The organism is Streptomyces sp. NRRL S-646, assembly GCF_000720765.1.
In the GTDB taxonomy this organism is placed as follows: Bacteria; Actinomycetota; Actinomycetes; order Streptomycetales; family Streptomycetaceae; genus Streptomyces.
Map to the genome: position 1 here is coordinate 641,593 of NZ_JODC01000005.1, position 20,956 is coordinate 662,548.

Consider the following 20,956-nt stretch of genomic DNA (forward strand, 5'->3'; position numbering starts at 1 on the left):
AGTCTTACAGCCGGCCCGCCTCCACGATCCGCCGCAGGAACCGCTGCGTGCGTTCCTGCTGCGGGTCGCCGAAGACCTGCTCGGCGGTTCCGCGCTCCAGGACCACCCCCGAGTCCAGAAAACAAACCTGGTCGGCGACGTCCCGGGCGAAGCCCATCTCGTGCGTGGCCAGCACCATGGTCATGCCGTCGTCCTTCAGGTCCCGCACGACGGTGAGGACCTCGCCGACGAGCTCGGGGTCGAGGGCGGCGGTGATCTCGTCGAGCAGCAGCAGCCGCGGCCGTACGGCCAGAGCCCGCACGATCGCCACCCGCTGCTGCTGACCGCCGCTCAGCCGGTCCGGGTACTCGCTCGCCTTGCCGCCCAGCCCGAGCCGGTCCAGCAGCTCCCGGGCACGCTCCTCGGCCTCCGCACGGGAGGCGCCGTGCACCCGCCGCGGGGCAAGGGTGACGTTGTCCAGGACCGTCATGTGCGGGAACAGGTTGTAGGCCTGGAAGACCACGCCGATACGGCGGCGAACCGCGTCCTGGTCGGCGCGCGGATCGGTGATCTCCTCGCCGTCCAACCAGATCGCCCCGTCGTCGATCTCCTCCAGGAGGTTCGCGCACCGCAGCAGCGTCGACTTGCCCGAGCCGGAGGCGCCGATCAACGCGGTCACCGTGTGCGGCGCGACCTCCAGGTCGACATCGCGCAGGACGACCGAGTCGCCGAAGGTCTTGCGCACGGACTCCATGCGCAGCACGGGCGCGTCGCTCATATCGATCCTCCCTGGGCCCGCCGGCGGTCCATCCGTGCCGTCACCCAGTCAGTGAAGCGGGTCATCGGGATGGTCAGCGCCACGAATACCAGACCCGCGACGATGTACGGCGTGTAGTTGAGGCTGCGCCCCACGATGATGTCCGCGGCCCGTACGGCGTCGATCGCGCCGCCGATCGAGACGAGTCCGGTGTCCTTCTGCAGCGACACCAGATCGTTCAGCAGGGGCGGCACCTGCCGGCGCACGGCCTGCGGCAGGACGACATGGCGCAGGGCCTGCCGGTTGGTGAGGCCGAGCGAGCGGGCCGCTGCGCGCTGCGAGGGGTGCACGGACTCGATGCCGGCACGGAACACCTCGGCCACATAGGCCGAATACGTCAGCGTGAGCGCCGTACCGCCGAGGAGCACCGGGTCCACGGTCACGCCCTGCAGCCGCAGCGCGGGAACACCCAGGACCACGATCATCAGGTTGATGATCAGCGGCAACCCGCGGAAGAAGTCGGTGTAGGCGGCCGCCAGCGCCCTCAGCGGGAAGAACACCGGACCGCGCAGGGTGCGCGCGATGGCGATCAGCATGCCGAGGACCAGCACCGCCGCGCCGCAGATCAGCAGCAGCCGGACGTTGAGCCAGAGCCCTTCGAGGACCTTGGGGAACGCCTCGCGCGCGTACTGCCCGTTGAAGAACGTCTCCTTGGTGCGCGGCCAGCCGGGCGCATTGACGACGATCAGATAGAGGACCACGCCTGTGACGAGGGTCGACAGCGCGGCGATCGCCGTCGCGCGGCGGGCACGCGCGCGCTTGAAGGCTTCACGCTCGATGCGCCGCTGCGACGGGACGTAGCCGTCGCCCCCGCCGGGCATGTCACCCTTGTCGTCCGCGTCCTCCCGGCCGGACTCCTCCTTGGCGACGGTCACTTGAGCACCGGAGCGTCGACGGCGTCCGAGAGCCACTGCTTCTCGATCTTCGCCAGCGTGCCGTCCTTGCGAAGGGCGTCGACGGCGCCCGTCACGCACGAGGTGAGGGCGCTGCCCTTGTCGAGTACGAGCCCGAACTGCTCCGGCGTACCGCCCTGGTTCTCGAACTGCCCGACGATCCTGGCCTCGGTCACCTCGGCCGCGGTGATGTAGAACGCGGTCGGCAGATCGGTGACGATGGCGTCGACCTGGCCGTTCTTCAGCGCGGACTTGGCCTGGTCGTTCTTGGCGTAGACCGCGGCCTCCTGCTTCGGCTTCACCACGTCGTCGATGTAGTCGAGGCTGGTGGTGCCGACCTGGGCGCCCAGCTTGAGGCCCTTGAGATCCGCGATGCTCGTCGCCTTCGCGGCCTTGGAGCCCTTCAGCGCGATGACGGCCTGGCGCACGTCGTAGTAGCCGGAGGAGAAGTCCACGGCCTTCTTGCGCTCGTTGCTGATCGACACCTGGTTGATGTCGAAGTCGAAGGTCTTCACGCCGGGCGCGAAGGCCTTGTTGAAGGGCACGCTCTGCCAGACGACGGCGCTCTTGTCGTAGCCGAGCTGCTGCGCCACCGCATAGGCGACCGCGGACTCGAAGCCCTTGCCGTTGGCGGGCTTGTCGTCCTTGAACCACGGCTCGTACGCGGGCTCGTCCGTGGCGATGGTCAGCTTGCCGGACGTCTTGGTGGCCAGCTTGCCCTTGGCGCAGGTCTTCGGGGCCGAACCGGACGGTGTGGCCGCGGCCTTGTCCTCCGGCTGCGGAGCGCAGCCGACAGCGGTGGCGAGCAGGCCTATGGTTGCCGCGGCGACGGCGCGGCGCAGTGCGCGAGGGGCAAGGTGCATGGCGGGAGAGTGGCAGTCCAGCATCCCGTTTGTCGAGGTCACGACGGGAATTGTCCGCATAGTGGGAACGCGTGTTGCGGCCTTGTGAACACTTCCTGAGAGAACGCCGGGGCCGCCGGTCGAGGGCGGGGATCGAAAGACCGGCGGCCCATACCGCGCAGGAGCCGTCATCCTGTGCGGGGCTGCTTCCAGTTGACTGCGCAACAAGGTGCTCGGGGAGCGCGCGCAGGACTTCGGCTCGTGTGAATGGTTCACACGGGGCACGTGAGCCAAGTCGGCGCGGGCGTACGGGGAGTTCACGCCGGATCGAGCGCCGAGGCGCGGGGCGCGACCCTTCGCGTCACGACGGGCGCGGCCGAGGTGTGACGCATCTGCCGCTCGGCGCGCTGTAGGGCATGACTCCCATGGGTCACGGGCCCGTCCTCTCGAGGCGGCAAGCGGGCCGACGCGTACAGGGGCGGTCAGGTCGTGGAACCTGACCGCCCCTGTGTGCCGTTCGGCGTTCTCACCACCCGCGCGCGTGCCACTCCGGCAGATGCGGCCGCTCCGCGCCCAGGGTCGTGTCGTTGCCGTGTCCGGGGTAGACCCAGGTCTCGTCCGGCAGCACGTCGAAGATCTTCGTCTCGACGTCGTGGATCAGACTGGCAAACGCCTTCGGATCCTTACGGGTGTTGCCGACACCGCCGGGGAAGAGGCAGTCCCCCGTGAAGACATGGGGATGCCCGTGCGGGTCGTCGTAGACGAGGGCGATCGAGCCCGGAGTGTGCCCGACCAGGTGGCGCGCGGTGAGCTCCACGTGCCCCACCCGGATGGTGTCGCCGTCGTCGACGAGGACGTCGGTCGGCACCGGGATGCCGACGGCGTCCTCCCGGCCCGCGTACGTGCGGGCGCCGGTGCCCGTGACGACCTGGGCGAGCGCCTGCCAGTGGTCGCCGTGCTGATGGGTGGTGACGACGGAGGCGATGCCGTCGTCACCGATCATGCCGAGCAGCGTGTCCGCGTCGTTGGCCGCGTCGATCAGCAACTGCTCATCGGTGGCCCGGCAGCGCAGCAGATAGGCGTTGTTGTCCATCGGGCCGACCGCGATCTTGGTGATCATCAGGTCCTTCAGCTCGTGCACATCCGCCGGGCCGCCGACCGTCACCTGTCCGCTGTACGTCATGGCGGCAGCCTATAGCGGGGGAGCGCGGCAGGAGCCCCCGCCATGGGCCGCGCGGTCACAACGGGGGGAGCGCCGGCAGCGGGCCGCCCTGCACGGTGAGTCCGGAGCCGTCGCGGCGCCCGGCCAGCCAGCCGAGCAGATCCGGCGCCGGGCCCGAGACGGTGACCTCCGGCTCCGTCGCCTCCCGGCCCGTCCGCCACGCGCGCGTGCCGTCCGTCAGCCGGGTGGGGGGCACATCGGGGTGCCCGGAAAAGCGCGCGGCCAGGAAATCGATCTCCCGCTCCGAGAACTCCGCCGGCAGATCCTCCAGCTCGTACCCGATGCCGAGATCCACGTGGTGCAGCTCCACCTCGACCCACCGGCGGAACGGCACCCTGGACGCCGAGTCGGTGACCCCGTTGCGCAGCTCCACCGTGCGCGACCAGTCCGCCGGCGCCGCTCCCGTCTCCTGGAAGCGGGCCGCGCTGTCGCGCAGATCGGCGAGCTGGACGTCGAGGGGGCGCGGGGCGTCCCGCTCGATGTCGGCGTCGCGGGCCTCCCCGGACGGATACATGGGACGGCCCTCGAGGACGTTCACGAGCGCGTCCGCGTTGCGGGCGAGGTGGGCGAGGACGTGGCCACGGGTCCAGCCGGGGAGCCGTGACGGCTCGGCCACCGACGCGTTGTCCAGTTTGGCGGCTGCGGTGAGCAGCCGGTCCGTTGCGTCACGTACAGACGCCAGGTCATCACCGTGATCAATCATGCTGCTGACCCTAGCTTCGCCACACCTTTGGGTGAAGGTGGTGAAGCCGTGCCGTAAATCGAATGCGCGTGCTATATGGTCGGGCGTGGCGTCGGGCATGCTGGAGGGCCGGGGATTGTTATGCAACCCGGGAATCCGACCGGCGTTGTCAGTGGCTCCCCCTAGTCTGAGAAAGCACGGGGGCCTCGCCCCTGTCACTCCTCTCAAGCCAAGAAAGGTGCGGACCGGCGTGGCCGACCGTCTCATCGTCCGTGGCGCGCGCGAGCACAACCTCAAGAATGTCTCGCTCGACCTGCCGCGCGACTCGCTCATCGTCTTCACGGGCCTGTCGGGGTCGGGCAAGTCCTCGCTGGCCTTCGACACCATCTTCGCCGAGGGGCAGCGGCGCTATGTGGAGTCGCTCTCCTCGTACGCCCGTCAGTTCCTCGGTCAGATGGACAAGCCGGACGTCGACTTCATCGAGGGTCTCTCCCCGGCCGTCTCCATCGACCAGAAGTCGACCTCGCGCAACCCGCGCTCGACGGTCGGCACCATCACCGAGGTCTACGACTACCTGCGTCTGCTCTTCGCGCGCATCGGCAAGCCGCACTGTCCCGAGTGCGGCCGCCCGATCTCGCGACAGTCGCCGCAGGCCATTGTCGACAAGGTCCTGGAGCTGCCGGAGGGGAGCCGCTTCCAGGTGCTGTCGCCGCTGGTGCGCGAGCGCAAGGGAGAGTTCGTCGATCTCTTCGCCGACCTCCAGACCAAGGGCTACTCACGCGCGCGCGTGAACGGCGAGACCATCCAGCTCTCCAGCCCGCCCACGCTGAAGAAGCAGGAGAAGCACACCATCGAGGTGGTCATCGACCGCCTGACGGTGAAGGACTCCGCCAAGCGCCGCCTCACCGACTCCGTGGAGACCGCCCTCGGCCTGTCCGGCGGCATGGTCGTGCTCGACTTCGTCGACCTCCCGGAGGACGACCCCGAGCGCGAGCGCATGTACTCGGAGCACCTGTACTGCGCGTACGACGACCTGTCCTTCGAGGAGCTGGAACCGCGCTCCTTCTCCTTCAACTCGCCCTTCGGCGCCTGCCCCGACTGCAGTGGCATCGGCACGCGCATGGAGGTCGACCCCGAGCTGATCGTCCCGGACGAGGACAAGTCCCTCGACGAGGGTGCCATCCACCCGTGGTCGCACGGCCACACCAAGGACTACTTCGGCCGCCTGATCGGCGCCCTGGCGGACGCCCTGGGCTTCCGGACCGACATCCCCTTCGCGGGCCTGCCGCAGCGCGCCAAGAAGGCTCTGCTGCACGGCCACAAGACGCAGATCGAGGTCCGCTACCGCAACCGGTACGGGCGCGAGCGCGTCTACACCACGCCCTTCGAAGGCGCCGTCCCCTTCGTCAAGCGCCGGCACAGCGAGGCCGAGAGCGACGCAAGCCGCGAGCGCTTCGAGGGCTATATGCGCGAGGTGCCCTGCCCCACCTGTGAGGGGACCCGCCTGAAGCCGATCGTCCTCGCGGTCACGATCATGGGGAAGTCGATCGCCGAGGTCTCCGGCATGTCCATCAGCGACTGCGCCGACTTCCTGGGCGAGCTGAAGCTCAACGCCCGCGACAAGAAGATCGCCGAGCGGGTGCTGAAGGAGGTCAACGAGCGGCTGCGGTTCCTGGTCGACGTCGGCCTGGACTACCTCTCGCTGAACCGCGCGGCCGGCACCCTCTCCGGCGGCGAGGCCCAGCGCATCCGCCTGGCCACCCAGATCGGCTCCGGCCTCGTCGGCGTCCTGTACGTCCTGGACGAGCCGTCCATCGGCCTCCACCAGCGCGACAACCACCGGTTGATCGAGACCCTGGTCAGACTGCGCGACATGGGCAACACGCTCATCGTCGTCGAGCACGACGAGGACACCATCAAGGTCGCCGACTGGGTCGTCGACATCGGCCCCGGCGCGGGCGAGCACGGCGGCAAGGTCGTGCACAGCGGCTCCCTGAAGGAACTGCTCACCAACGCCGAGTCCATGACCGGCCAGTACCTGGCGGGCAAGAAGTCGATCCCGCTGCCCGACATCCGCCGCCCGCAGGACCCCTCCCGCAGGCTCACGGTGCACGGCGCCCGTGAGAACAACCTCCAGGACATCGACGTCTCCTTCCCGCTGGGCGTGTTCACGGCCGTCACGGGCGTGTCCGGCTCCGGCAAGTCGACGCTGGTCAACGACATCCTGTACACGCACCTGGCCCGTGAGCTGAACGGCGCGAGGAGCGTTCCCGGCCGGCACACGCGCGTGGACGGCGACGACCTCGTCGACAAGGTCGTGCACGTCGACCAGTCGCCCATCGGCCGCACTCCGCGCTCGAACCCGGCGACGTACACCGGCGTCTTCGACCACATCCGCAAGCTGTTCGCGGAGACCACCGAGGCGAAGGTCCGCGGCTATCTACCCGGCCGCTTCTCCTTCAACGTCAAGGGCGGCCGCTGCGAGAACTGCGCGGGCGACGGCACCATCAAGATCGAGATGAACTTCCTCCCGGACGTGTACGTCCCCTGCGAGGTCTGCCACGGCGCCCGCTACAACCGGGAGACCCTGGAGGTCCACTACAAGGGCAAGTCCATCTCCGAGGTCCTGAACATGCCCATCGAAGAAGCCATGAACTTCTTCGAGGCGGTCCCGGCGATCAACCGCCACCTCAAGACGCTCAACGACGTCGGTCTCGGCTACGTCCGGCTCGGCCAGTCGGCCACCACCCTGTCCGGCGGTGAGGCGCAGCGCGTGAAGCTCGCCAGCGAGCTGCAGAAGCGCTCCACCGGCCGCACGGTGTACGTGCTGGACGAGCCGACCACCGGTCTGCACTTCGAGGACATCAGCAAGCTGCTGACGGTGCTTGCGGGCCTGGTCGACAAGGGCAACACGGTCATCGTCATCGAGCACAACCTCGACGTGATCAAGACCGCCGACTGGGTCGTCGACATGGGCCCCGAGGGCGGCGCAGGCGGCGGACTCGTCGTCGCCGAGGGCACGCCCGAGGAGGTGGCCGGGGTCCCGGCCAGCCACACCGGCAAGTTCCTGCGGGAGATCCTCGGCGCCGACCGGATCAGCGACGCCAGCTCGGTGCCGGCCCCGCGCAAGACCGCGGCCAGGAAGACGGTCGCGGCCGGGGCGACGGCGAAGAAGACGGCGACGGCCAGGACCGCCAACAGCACGGCCACGAAGAAGGCGGCCGGTGCCACGAAGAAGGCCACGCCCGCGAAGAAGACGACGCGGGCACGGAAGGCCTGAACAGGTCCGGAACAGTTCGGCGCCCCCGCGGGAGAACCCCCCTCGGGGGCGCCGCTCGTTGCCGGCCGGGCTGCCGGGCCCGCGCACGGGATAAAACGGCCCCTACGCCTCGTCCACTTCGGACGCGTACGGCGGCTCCGCGCCCGCCCGGGAGCAGGTGATCGCGGCTGCCCGCGCCGCGAAGCGCAGCAGCCTGGTCCAGCCCTCGGCGCCCAGTCCCAGGAGCGCCTCGGAGGACAGGGCGTTTCGGGCGGCCAGACCATGCAGGAGCGCCGCGTTCACCGTGTCGCCGGCGCCTATGGTGTCGACGACGTCGACCTTCTCGCCCGGCGCGGGGTACACCGCCCCGTCCCGGGTGAAGGCGCTGAGCCCGTCGCCGCCATGAGTGATCACGACCGCCGCGGGTCCGGCGGCCAGCCACTCCCGCGGGGAGCCGCCCAGCCACAGGGCGTCCTCCTCGGACATCTTGAGCAGCGACACCGAGGGCAGCCAGCTCCGGAAACGCGCCCGGTAGGCGTCCGCGTCGGGAATCAGGCCCGCCCGGATGTTGGGGTCGAGTGCGGTGAACACGCCCTGCGCGGCCGCGGTCCGCAGCAGGCTCTCGTAGGCCGTCGCCCCCGGCTCCAGGACGAGCGAGCAGGTGCCGAAGGACACGGCCCGCGTCCCGGCGGGGAGCGCCTCGGGCGCCGCGAACAGCCGGTCGGCGGTGCCCTCGACGTAGAAGGAGTAGGCGGCGGATCCGTTTCCGTCGATCGTGGCGACCGCGAGGGTGGTCGGCTCCGCACCGCGCTGCACGGCCGAGACGTCCACGCCCGCTGCACGGAGCCCGTCGAGCAACGCCTCGCCGAAGGCGTCGCGGGAGGTGCGGGAGCAGAACGCCGTGGGGGAGCCGAGACGGCCGAGGGCCACGGCCGTGTTGTACGGGCCGCCGCCGAGCACCGGCTTCAGGCCTGCGAGGGCCCCCGTACCCTGCGGTACCAGGTCGATCAGAGCCTCACCGGCGACGACGATCACGAGGCGGTTCCTTTCTCGCGCTTCCCGAACTTCTCGGGCTTCTCGGATTTCTCGAACTTCTCTGTCTGTTCGGGTTGTTCTGACCGCACCGGTTCGTCCGGGCAGCCGCACGAGGTCCGGTGGACGAAGGTGCAGGGGAGCCGCAGGGTGCGGGCGGGGCGGTCCGGGGAGGCGAGGCGTTCCAGGAGCACCCGTACCGCCTGGGCGCCGATCTCCCGGCTGGGCTGGGCGACGGCGGTCAGTCGGGGCGAGAACAGGTCTGCCCAGGCGAAGTCGTCGAAGCAGCACAGGGCCATGTCCTCGGGCACGGACAGACCGCGGTCGCGCAGGGCGCGCAGGGCACCGATGGTCATCGCGTTGTTGGCGGTGACGAGAGCGGTGGGCGGGGCGGCGAGGGAGAGAAGAGCCGTGGTGGCGCGCTCGGCGTCGGCGGATTCGGAGTTGCCGTGCACCAGAAGGCGTTCGTCGTGGGGGAGCCCGGAGGCGGCGAGGCCGTGGCGGTACCCGGCGACGCGTTCGCGGGTGGTACTGAGCCCGGGCCGGCCTGCGACGAGGGCGATCCGGCGATGGCCGAGCTCGGCGAGATGGGTGACCAGCCGGGTGGTGGGTTCGACGCTCTCGGCGCAGACCTGGTCGTAGGCAGGCGTGCCGTCGGCCGGGGTGGCGACGAGCCGGTCCAGGAAGACGGCCGGCACGCCGTGGCGGCCGAGGTAGGCGAGGAGGTCGCCCGGGTTCGCCGAAGGGGCGACGATCATGCCGTCGACCCGGCGTTCCTGGAGGAGCTGGACGACCTTGCGCTCGTGCTCCGGGTCGTCGTGCGGATCGGCGATGAGCAGGCTGTAGCCGTGTTCCAGGGCGCCCGCCTCGACGCCTTGGAGGATCTCGGTAAAGTACGGGTTGCTGATCGCCGACACCGCGAGCCCGATGGAGCGGGTGCGCGAGGTCACCAGGGAGCGGGCGAGGGTGTTCGGGGTGTAGCCGAGCCGGTCGACGGCGTCCAGGACCGCCTGGCGGGTGTGGGGCAGGACGGGCCGGGTGTCGTTCAGGACGTGCGAGACGGTCGCCACGGACACCCCGGCGCTTCGAGCGACGTCGGCCATGGTCGCCATCGCGTCCCCCTTCCTGGGCCCGGCCTCATTCGACGGCACCGCGTGCCTTCCGGCCGGGACGGTATCCCATCCGGCGTCCCACGTAAACGTTTGCGCAAACGTTTACGTCCAGTAATGAGGGAGAAGTGCGCCGATCTGGCCGGCCCGTCGGGCAGGGCTCACTCCCAGTCCCACCCGATGCCCACGATCCCCGTCCGCACCCGGGGCTCGACGAGGTGGACCGAGCGGTGGCGGCCGCTGAGGGGCAGTTCCTGGCGGCCGCTGCGCGGGGCCGCGGGCGAGTGCTGGGCGAAGCGGTGGCAGCGGGAGGGCAGGGCCTGCTCGTCGAAGCGCACCTGGAGCGCGTACTGCCCGCCGGCCGGCCCGAAGCCGCGGATGTACTCGCGGGACACGCCGGCGGTGCCGTCCTCGATGCCGTAGCGGAAGAGGAAGGTGTCCCCGGCCCGCAGGCGGGTGTCGAAGAGGAGCTCGGTCACGAGCACGCCGGTGTCGTGGTGCACGCGCACGCGTCCCGTGCGGCAGTTCTCCAGTGCGTGCACCCGCATGCGTTCCGGCGCGCACCCCGGGTCGCCGTGGTGGACGGCCACGAAGCGGTCGACGCCGTCCTTGTGGGCGCGCACTATGTGGTGGGACTCGCGCCCCGCCAGTTCGCGGTGCGCGCCGATGCGTACCCGCTCGTGGTGCCCGAGGGTGTGCAGGCCGCCGTCCAGGGGCGAGCCCAGTTCCGCCAGCAGCCGCTCCAGGACGCCCGAGGCCTCCACCAGGGCGCGGTAGGAGCGGCCTGCGGGCCGCCCCGCGCACGAGGGTTCGTCGGTCTCGGCGAGCAGCCGGATCAGGGACTCCTCCGGCAGCTGGAGGATCTCCTCCAGCGCGCGTACCGCCCGCAGGGACTCGGGGCGCTGCGGGCGTCGGGCACCCTGCTGCCAGTAACTCAGGCTCGTCACACCGACCTTGACCCCGTAGCGCGACAGATGGTGCTGCACGCGCTGCAGCGGCAGTCCGCGGGCGGCGATCGCGGCACGCAGTGCGACATGGAAGGGGCCGCCTCGCAGGGCCGAGTCCAGTTCTGCGGTCGCGACGACGGCGACGTCCGCGTGCTGTGTGGCGTGCGGCATGCAGGGGCCTTTCTGTGAATGCTCGCTACGGCTGGTCGGGCCGGGTTCTGCGTGGTGTCGGGGCCACCCCGTCGGCGCCGTGGAGTCTTCACATCCGTACGCCGTCGTTCCCGGTCCCGAGTTCCCCCGCATTGAAGCGTGTTGACCTAGTCCCGACAACACCTGAGACCCAACAGCGGTGTACTCCTGGCCGAGACCCGATCGGTGGCTCCAAGTCGGTGCGCCGGTCCCGTCGTTGCCGAGCACCTTTCCGGTGGGGCGGGCGGGAGACGCCGTTCGACCCCCGGCACGGGCCTCGCACACGGGCACGGCCCGCAGAGTGTGGGTCACCGAGCGGACGAGACGCCCCCAGCAGCCCGGGCAGACGCCGCCTCACCCAGGCCGGCGACGATCACCGCAGTGTCCTGGCTCTTGCGACGTTCCTCGAGTCCCGGTGGCCCGCGCGGCGGCGTTGTCCACAGGCCCGCCGCACTGTCAGCGCTCGCCAGTAGGGTGTGAGACATGGCCGATCCCTCCAGCTACCGCCCCAAGCCGGGACAGATCCCGGACTCGCCAGGGGTGTACAGGTTCCGTGACGAGCACCGCCGGGTGATCTACGTCGGAAAGGCGAAGAGCCTGCGCCAGCGCCTGGCGAACTACTTCCAGGACCTGGCCGGCCTCCACCCCCGCACCCGCTCCATGGTCACCACGGCTGCGTCCGTGGAGTGGACCGTGGTGTCCACGGAGGTCGAGGCCCTGCAGCTGGAGTACTCCTGGATCAAGGAGTACGACCCCCGGTTCAACGTCAAGTACCGCGACGACAAGAGCTACCCGTACCTCGCGGTGACGATGAACGAGGAGTTTCCGCGCGTCCAGGTGATGCGCGGCCACAAGCGCAAGGGGGTGCGCTACTTCGGGCCGTACGGGCACGCGTGGGCGATCCGCGACACCGTGGACCTCCTGCTGCGCGTCTTCCCGGTGCGGACCTGCTCGGCGGGTGTCTTCAAGAACGCCGCCCGCACCGGCCGCCCCTGTCTGCTCGGCTACATCGGCAAGTGCTCCGCCCCCTGCGTCGAGCGCGTCTCCGCCGAGGAGCACCGCGAACTGGCCGAGGAGTTCTGCGACTTCATGGCCGGCCGTACGGGGACGTACCTCCGCCGCCTCGAGAAGCAGATGACCCAGGCGGCCGAGGAGATGGAGTACGAGCGGGCGGCCCGCCTGCGCGACGACATCGAGGCCCTGAAGAAGGCCATGGAGAAGAACGCGGTCGTGCTCGCCGACGCGACCGACGCCGACCTGATCGCGGTCGCCGAGGACGAGCTGGAGGCGGCCGTCCAGATCTTCCACGTGCGCGGCGGGCGGGTGCGCGGCCAGCGCGGCTGGGTCACCGACAAGGTCGAGGAGATCACCACCGGCGCCCTGGTCGAACACGCCCTGCAGCAGCTGTACGGCGAGGAGAAGGGCGACTCCGTCCCCAAGGAGGTCCTCGTCCCGGCCCTGCCCGACCCGGTCGAGCCCGTCCAGGAGTGGCTCACCGAGCGCCGCGGCTCGGGCGTCTCGCTGCGCATCCCGCAGCGCGGCGACAAGAAGGCCCTGATGGAGACGGTGGAGCGCAATGCCCAGCAGGCGCTCGTGCTGCACAAGACCAAGCGCGCCTCCGACCTGACCACGCGCTCGCGCGCCCTGGAGGAGATCGCCGAGGCTCTCGACCTGGAAAGCGCACCCCTCCGCATCGAGTGCTACGACATCTCGCACCTCCAGGGCGACGACGTCGTGGCCTCCATGGTCGTCTTCGAGGACGGGCTGCAGCGCAAGAGCGAGTACCGCCGCTTCCAGATCAAGGGCTTCGAAGGACAGGACGACGTCCGCTCCATGCACGAGGTGATCAACCGCCGCTTCAAGCGGTACCTCGCGGAGAAGGAGAAGACGGGGGAGTGGGCCGACGGCGAGAACACGCTCACCGAGGAGGACGGCCGCCCCAAGAAGTTCGCCTACCCGCCCCAGCTCCTCGTCGTCGACGGCGGGCAGCCACAGGTCGCGGCCGCCAAGAAGGCCCTGGACGAGCTCGGTATCGACGACGTCGCCGTGTGCGGCCTCGCCAAGCGCCTGGAGGAGGTGTGGCTGCCGGAGGACGACGACCCGGTGGTCCTGCCCCGCACCAGCGAGGGCCTCTACCTGCTGCAGCGCGTCCGCGACGAGGCCCACCGCTTTGCGATCACCTACCAGCGCACCAAGCGGGCCAAGCGCTTCCGCTCGAGCCCGCTGGACGACGTGCCGGGACTCGGGGACACACGCAAGCAGGCACTCCTGAAACATTTCGGTTCATTGAAGAAACTACGATCCGCCACCATCGACCAGATCTGCGAGGTTCCCGGCATAGGCCGCAAGACGGCCGAGACGATCGCCGTGGCGCTCGCCCAGGCGGCCCCGGCCGCACCCGCCGTGAACACGGCGACTGGAGAGATCATGGAGGAGGAACCCGGAACAATGGGTTCCAGCGGGCAGTCCGTAACCATGGGCGCCCCGGACGAACGACGGGGGCAGGAGACATGAATGTGAACGAGCACGACGGGCAAGAAAGCCAGGCCGGAGACGGAGCACAGGTGGCTACGGGCAGCGACACACCCGGGGCGGTGCCCGAGGCCGCCATTCCCGAGCTGGTGATCATCTCGGGTATGTCCGGGGCGGGCAGGTCGACCGCCGCCAAGTGTCTGGAGGACCTCGGCTGGTTCGTCGTCGACAACCTGCCGCCCGCGCTGATCCCCACCATGGTGGAACTCGGCGCCCGCTCGCAGGGCAACGTGGCGAGGATCGCGGTCGTCGTCGACGTCCGCGGCCGCCGCTTCTTCGACAACCTCCGCGAGTCCCTCGCCGACCTGGAGGCCAAGCACGTCACCCGGCGGATCGTCTTCCTGGAGTCCTCCGACGACGCCCTGGTGCGCCGCTTCGAGTCGGTGCGCCGCCCGCACCCCCTGCAGGGCGACGGCCGCATCGTCGACGGCATCGCCGCCGAGCGCGAGCTGCTGCGCGAGCTGCGCGGCGACGCCGACCTGGTGATCGACACCTCCAGCCTGAACGTGCACGAGCTGCGCGCCAAGATGGACGCCCAGTTCGCCGGCGAGGAGGAGCCCGAGCTGCGGGCCACCGTCATGTCCTTCGGTTTCAAGTACGGCCTCCCGGTCGACGCCGACCTGGTCGCGGACATGCGCTTCCTGCCCAACCCGCACTGGGTCCCCGAGCTGCGCCCCTTCACCGGCCTGAACGAAGAGGTCGCCGCGTACGTCTTCAACCAGCCCGGTGCCAAGGAGTTCCTCGACCGCTACGCCGAGCTGCTCCGCCTCATCGCGGCCGGCTACCGCCGCGAGGGCAAGCGCTACGTGACCATCGCCATCGGCTGCACGGGCGGCAAGCACCGCTCGGTGGCCATGTCGGAGAAGCTCGCCGCACGTCTTGCGGCCGAGGGTGTGGAGACGGTGCTCGTGCACCGGGACATGGGACGCGAATGACGGAGCGTTCTCCGCGGCTGAGCAGGCTGCGCCGGGTCGTGCCCGAGTCCCGCGCGGGCCGGCCCGTCGAGGCCCGCGGCGCCCGGCCGCGCCGCCGCGGCGCCCAGCCCAAGGTCGTCGCCCTCGGCGGCGGCATGGGCCTGTCCGCCTCGCTCGCCGCGCTGCGCCGGATCACCGGCGACCTCACCGCCGTCGTCACCGTGGCCGACGACGGGGGCTCCAGCGGACGCCTGCGCGACGAGCTGGGCGTGCTGCCGCCCGGCGACCTGCGCAAGGCGCTGGCCGCGCTGTGCGGCGACGACGACTGGGGACAGACCTGGGCCCGGGTCATCCAGCACCGCTTCCAGTCCAAGGGCGACCTGCACGAACACGCGGTCGGCAACCTGCTGATCGTCGCCCTGTGGGAACAGCTCGGCGACCATGTCCAGGCCCTCGACCTGGTCGGCAAGCTGCTCGGCGCGCACGGGCGCGTGCTGCCCATGTCCGCCGTACCCCTGGAGCTGCAGGCACTGGTCAAGGGGCACGCCCCGGAGCGGCCCGAGGACGTCGACACCGTGCGGGGACAGGCGAACGTGGCGCTCACGCCGGGCGAGGTGCAGTCCGTGCACCTCGTGCCGCACGACCCGCCCGCCGTCCCCGAGGCCGTCGAGGCGGTGCTGGACGCCGACTGGGTCGTCCTCGGCCCCGGCTCCTGGTTCTCCTCGGTCATCCCGCACCTGCTCGTTCCCGAACTCCTGGACGCCCTCACCGAGACGAAGGCGCGCCGGGTACTCTCGCTGAACCTCGCCCCGCAGCCCGGAGAAACCGAAGGCTTCTCCCCGCAGCGTCATTTGGAGGTTTTGGGACGACACGCCCCTAAACTCGCCCTGGACGTGGTGCTGGCCGACGAGGCCGCCGTGCCTGACCGTGACGTGCTCACCGAGGCCGCCGAGCGGTTCGGTGCCGCGGTCGAGCTCGCGCCGGTGGCCCGGAGGGACGGAACTCCGCGGCACGACCCGGAGCTGCTGGCCGCCGCGTACGACCGTATTTTTCGGATGCATGGAAGGATCGGCCCATGGCGATGACGGCAGCGGTGAAGGACGAGATCTCCCGGCTCCCCGTCACCCGGACCTGCTGCAGAAAGGCGGAGGTCTCCGCCATTCTGCGGTTCGCCGGCGGCCTCCACCTGGTCAGCGGGCGCATCGTGATCGAAGCGGAGCTGGACACCGCGATGGCGGCGCGGCGCCTGAAGCGGGACATCCTGGAGATCTTCGGTCACAGCTCCGAACTGATCGTGATGGCGCCGGGCGGACTGCGCCGCGGTTCGCGCTATGTCGTACGGGTCGTCGCCGGCGGCGACCAGCTGGCCCGGCAGACCGGTCTCGTCGACGGCCGTGGCCGCCCGATCCGCGGTCTGCCCCCGCAGGTGGTCTCGGGGGCCACCTGCGATGCGGAGGCCGCCTGGCGAGGCGCCTTCCTGGCGCACGGCTCGCTGACCGAGCCCGGCCGCTCCTCCTCCCTGGAGGTGACCTGCCCCGGCCCGGAGGCCGCGCTCGCGCTGGTCGGCGCCGCCCGCCGGCTGTCGATCGCCGCGAAGGCGCGCGAGGTACGCGGCGTGGACCGCGTGGTCGTCCGCGACGGCGACGCGATCGGCGCCCTGCTCACCCGCCTCGGCGCGCACGAGTCGGTGCTGGCCTGGGAGGAGCGCCGGATGCGCCGCGAGGTGCGGGCCACGGCGAACCGTCTCGCCAACTTCGACGACGCCAACCTGCGCCGCTCCGCACGCGCGGCCGTCGCAGCCGGCGCCCGCGTCCAGCGCGCCCTGGAGATCCTCGGCGACGAGGTCCCCGAGCACCTCGCGGCCGCCGGGCGGCTGCGCATGGAGCACAAGCAGGCCTCGCTGGAGGAGCTGGGCGCGCTCGCCGACCCGCCGCTGACCAAGGACGCCGTCGCCGGCCGTATCCGCCGACTCCTTGCGATGGCCGACAAGCGCGCCTCCGACCTCGGCATTCCGGGCACGGAGTCCAGCATCACCGAGGAGATGGCCGACAACCTGGTCGGCTGACCTCGCAGAAGTACACCTGAAGAACGCTCAACATGCCGGTGCCGGCGCCCACTTGGGACGCCGGCACCGGCATTTGTCTGTCCGTGAGGCACTCTTGACTGGATCATGAAGTGTCATGAGCCTGGCAACAGTTCGCTGCTGTGGCGGACCATTGCTAGGGGGGTTCATGAGACACAGAGCGAGATCGATCCTCGCTGTCGGCGCGCTCCTGCTCGGCGGAGCGAGCCTCGCGCCCATAGCCCAGGCGCAGAACGGAAGTTCGCAGGGATCCGACCCCAACGAGGTCAAGGTCTACCGCGCCGACGTCACCGCCAAGCAGGTACCCCTGCTGCTGGCGGCCGGACAGGACGGCCACGAACTCGGCGAGCACGTCCCGGAGAAGGGCACCGCCTCGGTCGAGGTCTACCTCACCGGCCAACAGGCCCACAAGCTCGAGAAGCAGGGCGTCGCCCTCACCGAGCACACTCTTTCGGCCAGGGCCGAGAAGCGCGTGGACGCCGCCGCCCAGGGAGTGTTCCGCCCGTACAGCGGAAGCGGTGGCCTCAAGGAGGAGATCGTCCGGACCGGACAGGAGAACCCCGCTCTCACGAAGGTCGTCTCCATCGGCAGGACCGTCAACGGACAGGACATCCTCGCCCTCAAACTGACCAAGGGCGCGAAGAAGTCCAAGGACGGCTCGAAACCAGCCGTCCTCTACCTGTCCAACCAGCATGCGCGCGAGTGGATCACGCCGGAGATGACCCGCCGGCTGATGCACTACTACCTGGACCACTACAAGACCGACCAGCGCATCAAGAAGATCGTGGACTCCACCGAGCTGTGGTTCGTGATCTCGGCCAACCCCGACGGCTACGACTACACCTTCAAGAACTCCGACACACGCCTGTGGCGCAAGAACCTGCGTGATGTCAACGGCGACGGTGTCATCTCCACCGGTGACGGTGTCGACCTCAACCGCAACTTCGCCTACAAGTGGGGCTACGACGACGAGGGTTCGTCCCCCAACCCCACCAGCGAGACCTATCGCGGCGCGAGCCCCGCCTCCGAGCCCGAGACCAGGGCGCTGGACGCTTTCGAGAAGCGCATCGGCTTCAGGTACGCCATCAACTACCACTCCGCCGCCGAACTCCTCCTCTACGGCGTCGGCTGGCAGGTGGCCACCCCGACGCCCGACGACGTGGTCTACAAGGCCCTCGCCGGTTCGCCGGATCACTCCGCGATCCCCGGCTACCGCCCGCAGGTCTCCTCCGAGCTGTACACCACCAACGGCGAGGCGGACGGGCACGCGGGGAACGTCAACGGCATGTCGATGTTCACCCCTGAGATGTCGACGTGTCAGACGGCGTCGAACATCGACCCCAACGACCAGTGGAAGGCGGCCGACTGCCAGTCCGTCTTCAACTTCCCGGACGACGAGAAGCTGATCCAGCAGGAGTTCGAGAAGAACATCCCGTTCGCGCTGTCCGTCGCCGAGACCGCGCCGCACCCCGACACACCGTCCTCCTCGCTCGGCCTGACCGCCGCCGACTTCACCCCGGCCACGTTCGCCACGTCGTACTCGCGCGGCGCCGCCCAGGAGGTCTCCGTCGTCGTACGCAAGGCCGTGCGCGACAAGGAGCTCAAGTACCGCGTGAACGGTGGCCGTACGGAGGACCTGGCGCTCAAGGCCTGGAAGGGCGGCGAGACGTACGGCGGCGACGACAACCTGCACTTCGACGAGTACCGGGCCAAGGTCAGGGACGGCGACCCGGGCGACAAGGTCGAGGTGTGGTTCACCGGCAAGGGCAGGAGCGGCAAGAAGGTCTCCAGCGAGCACTTCACCTACACCGTCGCCCAGCGGCCCAAGGCCGACACCCTCGTCGTCGCCGAGGAAGGTGCGGCTGCCACGCAGGCGCAGACCTATGTGGACGCGCTGAAAGCCAACGGCCGCAAGGCGATCGTCTGGGACGTCGCCACCCAGGGCGCGCCCGACGCGCTCGGCGTGCTCAAGCACTTCAGGACGGTCGTCCACTACACCGGTGCGAGTGTCCCGGGCAACGCCACCCAGCTCCAGCTGCGCGCGTACCTCAACGAGGGCGGCAAGCTGATCGAGGCGGGCGAGCAGGCCGGCGGCAGCGTCGACCTCGGCGGCGGCACCCTGTCGAACGACTTCAGCCAGTACTACCTGGGCGCCTACTCCCGTACGTCGACCCCCGGGGCCACCGGATTCACCGGCTCCGGCAAGCTCGACGGCTTCACCGGGGCGCTGGGTGCCGCCACCGGCAATCCGCTCGACAAGGCGGGTACCTACAGCGTCACCTCCGACTCGCTGCCCGCCGACAAGTACCCGCAGTTCGCCAGCGCGGGCGCGGGCCAGTTCGCCGGGACCGTCAACCCGTACGGGCCGTACACCGGATCCTTCATGGCGGCCGCCGTCCACACCGACGACGCATACAAGCGCCTCACCCGCACCATCGACCTCACCGGTGTCACCGCGGCTCAGCAGCCCACTCTGCGCAGCCAGTTGCTGTGGGACACCGAGCCCGGCTACGACCACGTCATCGTCGAGGCCCACACCACCGGCGCCGACGACTGGACGACCCTCCCGGAGAAGGGCGGCGCGACCAGGCAGACCGTGCCGAGCGAGTGCGGGGCGGGCTTCCTGGTGAACGAGCACCCGTGGCTCAAGCACTACCTGACCATCGCCAACAACGACTGCACCGCGACCGGCACGAGCGGCGCCTGGAACAGCCTCACCGGCGCCTCCAACGGCTGGGAGCAGGTCAACTTCGACCTGAGCGCCTACGCCGGCAAGTCCGTCGAGGTCTCCATCAGCTACGTCACCGACCCGGGTACCGGCGGCCACGGCGTCCTCGCCGACGACGCCTCGCTCGTTGTCGGCGGCACCGCGACGCAGACCGAGGGTTTCGAGACGTCGCTCGGCGCCTGGAGCGTGTCCGGACCGCCCGCGGGCAGCCCGGCCGTCCTCAAGGACTGGACGCGCACCGGCGCCCTGTTCAGGACATACGGAGCGATCACCACCGACCGGACCGTGCTGCTGGGCTTCGGCCTGGAGCACGTCACCGCGGCGGCAGACCGCGACGCCCTCATCAAGAAGGCCCTCGCGGCCCTCGAAGGGTGAACACCACGGTCAACGATGACTAGCTCTCCGTAGTCAAAAAGAGTGAGTCGATCTTTCGGCCCGGGCGGTCCGTACCCCTACTGGCGGGTACGGACCGCCTGCCCGTGTATGCGGCATCTCGATGTCACTGCGGGGCCCTCAGGGAGGTAGGGTCGGGGGTGGTCGGGGACATCCCAAACAGAGCTCGCCGGCACCGCATGGCCGGCGTACCAACGAGGAGATCGGTTCGTGACGATCCGCGTAGGCATCAACGGCTTCGGTCGTATCGGTCGCAACTACTTCCGCGCACTGCTGGAGCAGGGCGCAGACATCGAGATCGTGGCTGTCAACGACCTGGGTGACACCGCGACCACCGCCCACCTGCTCAAGTACGACACCATCCTGGGCCGCCTCAAGGCCGAGGTGTCGCACACCGCCGACACGATCACCGTCGACGGCCACACCATCAAGGTGCTGTCCGAGCGCAACCCCGCCGACATCCCGTGGGGCGAGCTGGGCGTCGACATCGTCGTCGAGTCGACGGGCATCTTCACGAAGAAGGCCGACGCCGAGAAGCACATCGCCGGCGGCGCCAAGAAGGTCCTCATCTCGGCTCCGGCCAAGGACGAGGACATCACCATCGTGATGGGCGTCAACCAGGACAAGTACGACGCGGCCAACCACCACGTCATCTCCAACGCCTCCTGCACCACCAACTGTGTGGCGCCGATGGCGAAGGTCCTCGACGAGAACTTCGGCATCGTCAAGGGCCTGATGACGACGGTCCACGCGTACACCAACGACCAGCGCATCCTGGACTTCCCGCACTCGGACCTGCGCCGCGCCCGCGCCGCCGCCGAGAACATCATCCCGACCACCACCGGTGCCGCCAAGGCCACCGCCCTGGTCCTCCCGCAGCTCAAGGGCAAGCTGGACGGCATCGCCATGCGCGTCCCGGTCCCGACCGGCTCGGCCACCGACCTGGTCGTGACGCTGCAGCGCGAGGTCACCAAGGACGAGGTCAACGCCGCGTTCAAGAAGGCCTCCGAGGACGGCGACCTCAAGCGCTACCTGTCGTACACCGAGGACCCGATCGTCTCCTCGGACATCGTCAGCGACCCGGCCTCCTGCACCTTCGACTCCTCCCTGACCATGGTCCAGGAGGGTAACTCGGTGAAGATCCTCGGCTGGTACGACAACGAGTGGGGCTACTCCAACCGCCTCGTCGACCTCACGGTCTTCGTCGGCAACCAGCTCTGATCTGATCCACAGAGCAGGCAACTCGATGTGAACGCAGGGCTCGGGCAGCGCAGGGACGCGCCGCCCGGGCCCTGACTCACGTACGGATCAGCCCTCGTACGATCAGAGCAGCCC

15 protein-coding genes are annotated in these 20,956 nt (G+C 69.8%); 7 read left to right on the top strand and 8 right to left on the bottom strand.

Annotation, left to right across the window (positions count from 1 at the left end; all coding sequences use genetic code 11):
• Positions 1–4: 4 nt before the first annotated feature.
• From IH68_RS0112860 to IH68_RS0112880, 5 genes are all read right to left on the bottom strand, one after another.
• Positions 5–757, bottom strand: a complete 753-nt coding sequence (locus IH68_RS0112860) for an amino acid ABC transporter ATP-binding protein (protein WP_030933284.1) — start codon at positions 755–757, stop codon at positions 5–7.
• Complete coding sequence (locus IH68_RS0112865; protein WP_030933287.1) at positions 754–1,671, bottom strand: amino acid ABC transporter permease; 918 nt, start codon at positions 1,669–1,671, stop codon at positions 754–756. Before IH68_RS0112865 ends, IH68_RS0112860 begins: the two co-directional genes overlap by 4 nt.
• Entirely contained in the window at positions 1,668–2,552 is an 885-nt protein-coding gene (locus IH68_RS0112870) for an ABC transporter substrate-binding protein (RefSeq protein ID WP_030933290.1), read from the bottom strand. The genes IH68_RS0112865 and IH68_RS0112870 overlap by 4 nt, the downstream gene beginning before the upstream one ends.
• Before the next feature lie 505 nt (positions 2,553–3,057).
• The gene (locus IH68_RS0112875) at positions 3,058–3,714 is read right to left on the bottom strand and encodes an MBL fold metallo-hydrolase (protein WP_030933294.1); all 657 of its coding nucleotides are present in this window, start codon (positions 3,712–3,714) and stop codon (positions 3,058–3,060) included.
• Between the two features lie 55 nt (positions 3,715–3,769).
• Positions 3,770–4,456 (bottom strand): maleylpyruvate isomerase family mycothiol-dependent enzyme, encoded by a 687-nt coding sequence (locus IH68_RS0112880; protein ID WP_030933298.1) that lies wholly within the window; start codon positions 4,454–4,456, stop codon positions 3,770–3,772.
• A gap of 229 nt (positions 4,457–4,685) precedes the next feature.
• Here IH68_RS0112880 and uvrA point away from each other — a divergent pair, with 229 nt between their 5' ends.
• Positions 4,686–7,715: an excinuclease ABC subunit UvrA gene (gene uvrA / locus IH68_RS0112885; protein ID WP_030933301.1), complete on the top strand. Its 3,030-nt coding sequence runs from the start codon at positions 4,686–4,688 to the stop codon at positions 7,713–7,715.
• 102 nt (positions 7,716–7,817) lie between these two features.
• On the opposite strand, the gene IH68_RS0112890 is transcribed toward uvrA, so the two are convergent.
• From IH68_RS0112890 to IH68_RS0112900, 3 genes are all read right to left on the bottom strand, one after another.
• Positions 7,818–8,729, bottom strand: a complete 912-nt coding sequence (locus tag IH68_RS0112890) for a carbohydrate kinase family protein (RefSeq protein WP_030933304.1) — start codon at positions 8,727–8,729, stop codon at positions 7,818–7,820.
• Positions 8,726–9,838 carry a LacI family DNA-binding transcriptional regulator gene (locus IH68_RS0112895; RefSeq protein WP_030933307.1) on the bottom strand — a complete coding sequence of 371 codons (1,113 nt, stop codon included), beginning with the start codon at positions 9,836–9,838 and terminating at the stop codon, positions 8,726–8,728. The genes IH68_RS0112890 and IH68_RS0112895 overlap by 4 nt, the downstream gene beginning before the upstream one ends.
• A 158-nt stretch (positions 9,839–9,996) precedes the next feature.
• On the bottom strand, positions 9,997–10,953 hold the full coding sequence (locus IH68_RS0112900; RefSeq protein ID WP_030933309.1) for a hypothetical protein: 957 nt from the start codon (positions 10,951–10,953) through the stop codon (positions 9,997–9,999).
• A 501-nt stretch (positions 10,954–11,454) separates the two neighbouring features.
• On the opposite strand from IH68_RS0112900, the gene uvrC reads away from it, so the two are divergent.
• From uvrC to gap, 6 genes are all read left to right on the top strand, one after another.
• Complete coding sequence (gene uvrC, locus IH68_RS0112905; protein WP_030933310.1) at positions 11,455–13,485, top strand: excinuclease ABC subunit UvrC; 2,031 nt, start codon at positions 11,455–11,457, stop codon at positions 13,483–13,485.
• Positions 13,482–14,438 (top strand): RNase adapter RapZ, encoded by a 957-nt coding sequence (gene rapZ, locus IH68_RS0112910; protein ID WP_030933311.1) that lies wholly within the window; start codon positions 13,482–13,484, stop codon positions 14,436–14,438. The genes uvrC and rapZ overlap by 4 nt, the downstream gene beginning before the upstream one ends.
• Positions 14,435–15,502 (top strand): gluconeogenesis factor YvcK family protein, encoded by a 1,068-nt coding sequence (locus IH68_RS0112915; protein WP_030933312.1) that lies wholly within the window; start codon positions 14,435–14,437, stop codon positions 15,500–15,502. Before rapZ ends, IH68_RS0112915 begins: the two co-directional genes overlap by 4 nt.
• Complete coding sequence (gene whiA / locus IH68_RS0112920; RefSeq protein WP_030933313.1) at positions 15,493–16,482, top strand: DNA-binding protein WhiA; 990 nt, start codon at positions 15,493–15,495, stop codon at positions 16,480–16,482. The genes IH68_RS0112915 and whiA overlap by 10 nt, the downstream gene beginning before the upstream one ends.
• 166 nt (positions 16,483–16,648) lie before the next feature.
• Positions 16,649–19,603, top strand: coding sequence for a M14 family metallopeptidase (locus IH68_RS0112925; protein ID WP_030933315.1), 2,955 nt, complete (start codon positions 16,649–16,651; stop codon positions 19,601–19,603).
• 228 nt (positions 19,604–19,831) lie between these two features.
• Positions 19,832–20,842: a type I glyceraldehyde-3-phosphate dehydrogenase gene (gap, locus tag IH68_RS0112930; RefSeq protein ID WP_030933319.1), complete on the top strand. Its 1,011-nt coding sequence runs from the start codon at positions 19,832–19,834 to the stop codon at positions 20,840–20,842.
• Positions 20,843–20,956: the final 114 nt, after the last annotated feature.

Bases quoted from the DNA above. Each gene is read 5' to 3' on its own strand.
- IH68_RS0112860 (WP_030933284.1), bottom strand. From the start codon at position 757: ATGAGCGACGCGCCCGTGCTGCGCATGGAGTCCGTGCGCAAGACCTTC.
- IH68_RS0112870 (WP_030933290.1), bottom strand. From the start codon at position 2,552: ATGCACCTTGCCCCTCGCGCACTGCGCCGCGCCGTCGCCGCGGCAACC.
- IH68_RS0112875 (WP_030933294.1), bottom strand. From the start codon at position 3,714: ATGACGTACAGCGGACAGGTGACGGTCGGCGGCCCGGCGGATGTGCAC.
- IH68_RS0112880 (WP_030933298.1), bottom strand. From the start codon at position 4,456: ATGATTGATCACGGTGATGACCTGGCGTCTGTACGTGACGCAACGGAC.
- IH68_RS0112895 (WP_030933307.1), bottom strand. From the start codon at position 9,838: ATGGCGACCATGGCCGACGTCGCTCGAAGCGCCGGGGTGTCCGTGGCG.
- IH68_RS0112900 (WP_030933309.1), bottom strand. From the start codon at position 10,953: ATGCCGCACGCCACACAGCACGCGGACGTCGCCGTCGTCGCGACCGCA.
- uvrC (WP_030933310.1), top strand. From the start codon at position 11,455: ATGGCCGATCCCTCCAGCTACCGCCCCAAGCCGGGACAGATCCCGGAC.
- rapZ (WP_030933311.1), top strand. From the start codon at position 13,482: ATGAATGTGAACGAGCACGACGGGCAAGAAAGCCAGGCCGGAGACGGA.
- IH68_RS0112915 (WP_030933312.1), top strand. From the start codon at position 14,435: ATGACGGAGCGTTCTCCGCGGCTGAGCAGGCTGCGCCGGGTCGTGCCC.
- whiA (WP_030933313.1), top strand. From the start codon at position 15,493: ATGGCGATGACGGCAGCGGTGAAGGACGAGATCTCCCGGCTCCCCGTC.
- IH68_RS0112925 (WP_030933315.1), top strand. From the start codon at position 16,649: ATGAGACACAGAGCGAGATCGATCCTCGCTGTCGGCGCGCTCCTGCTC.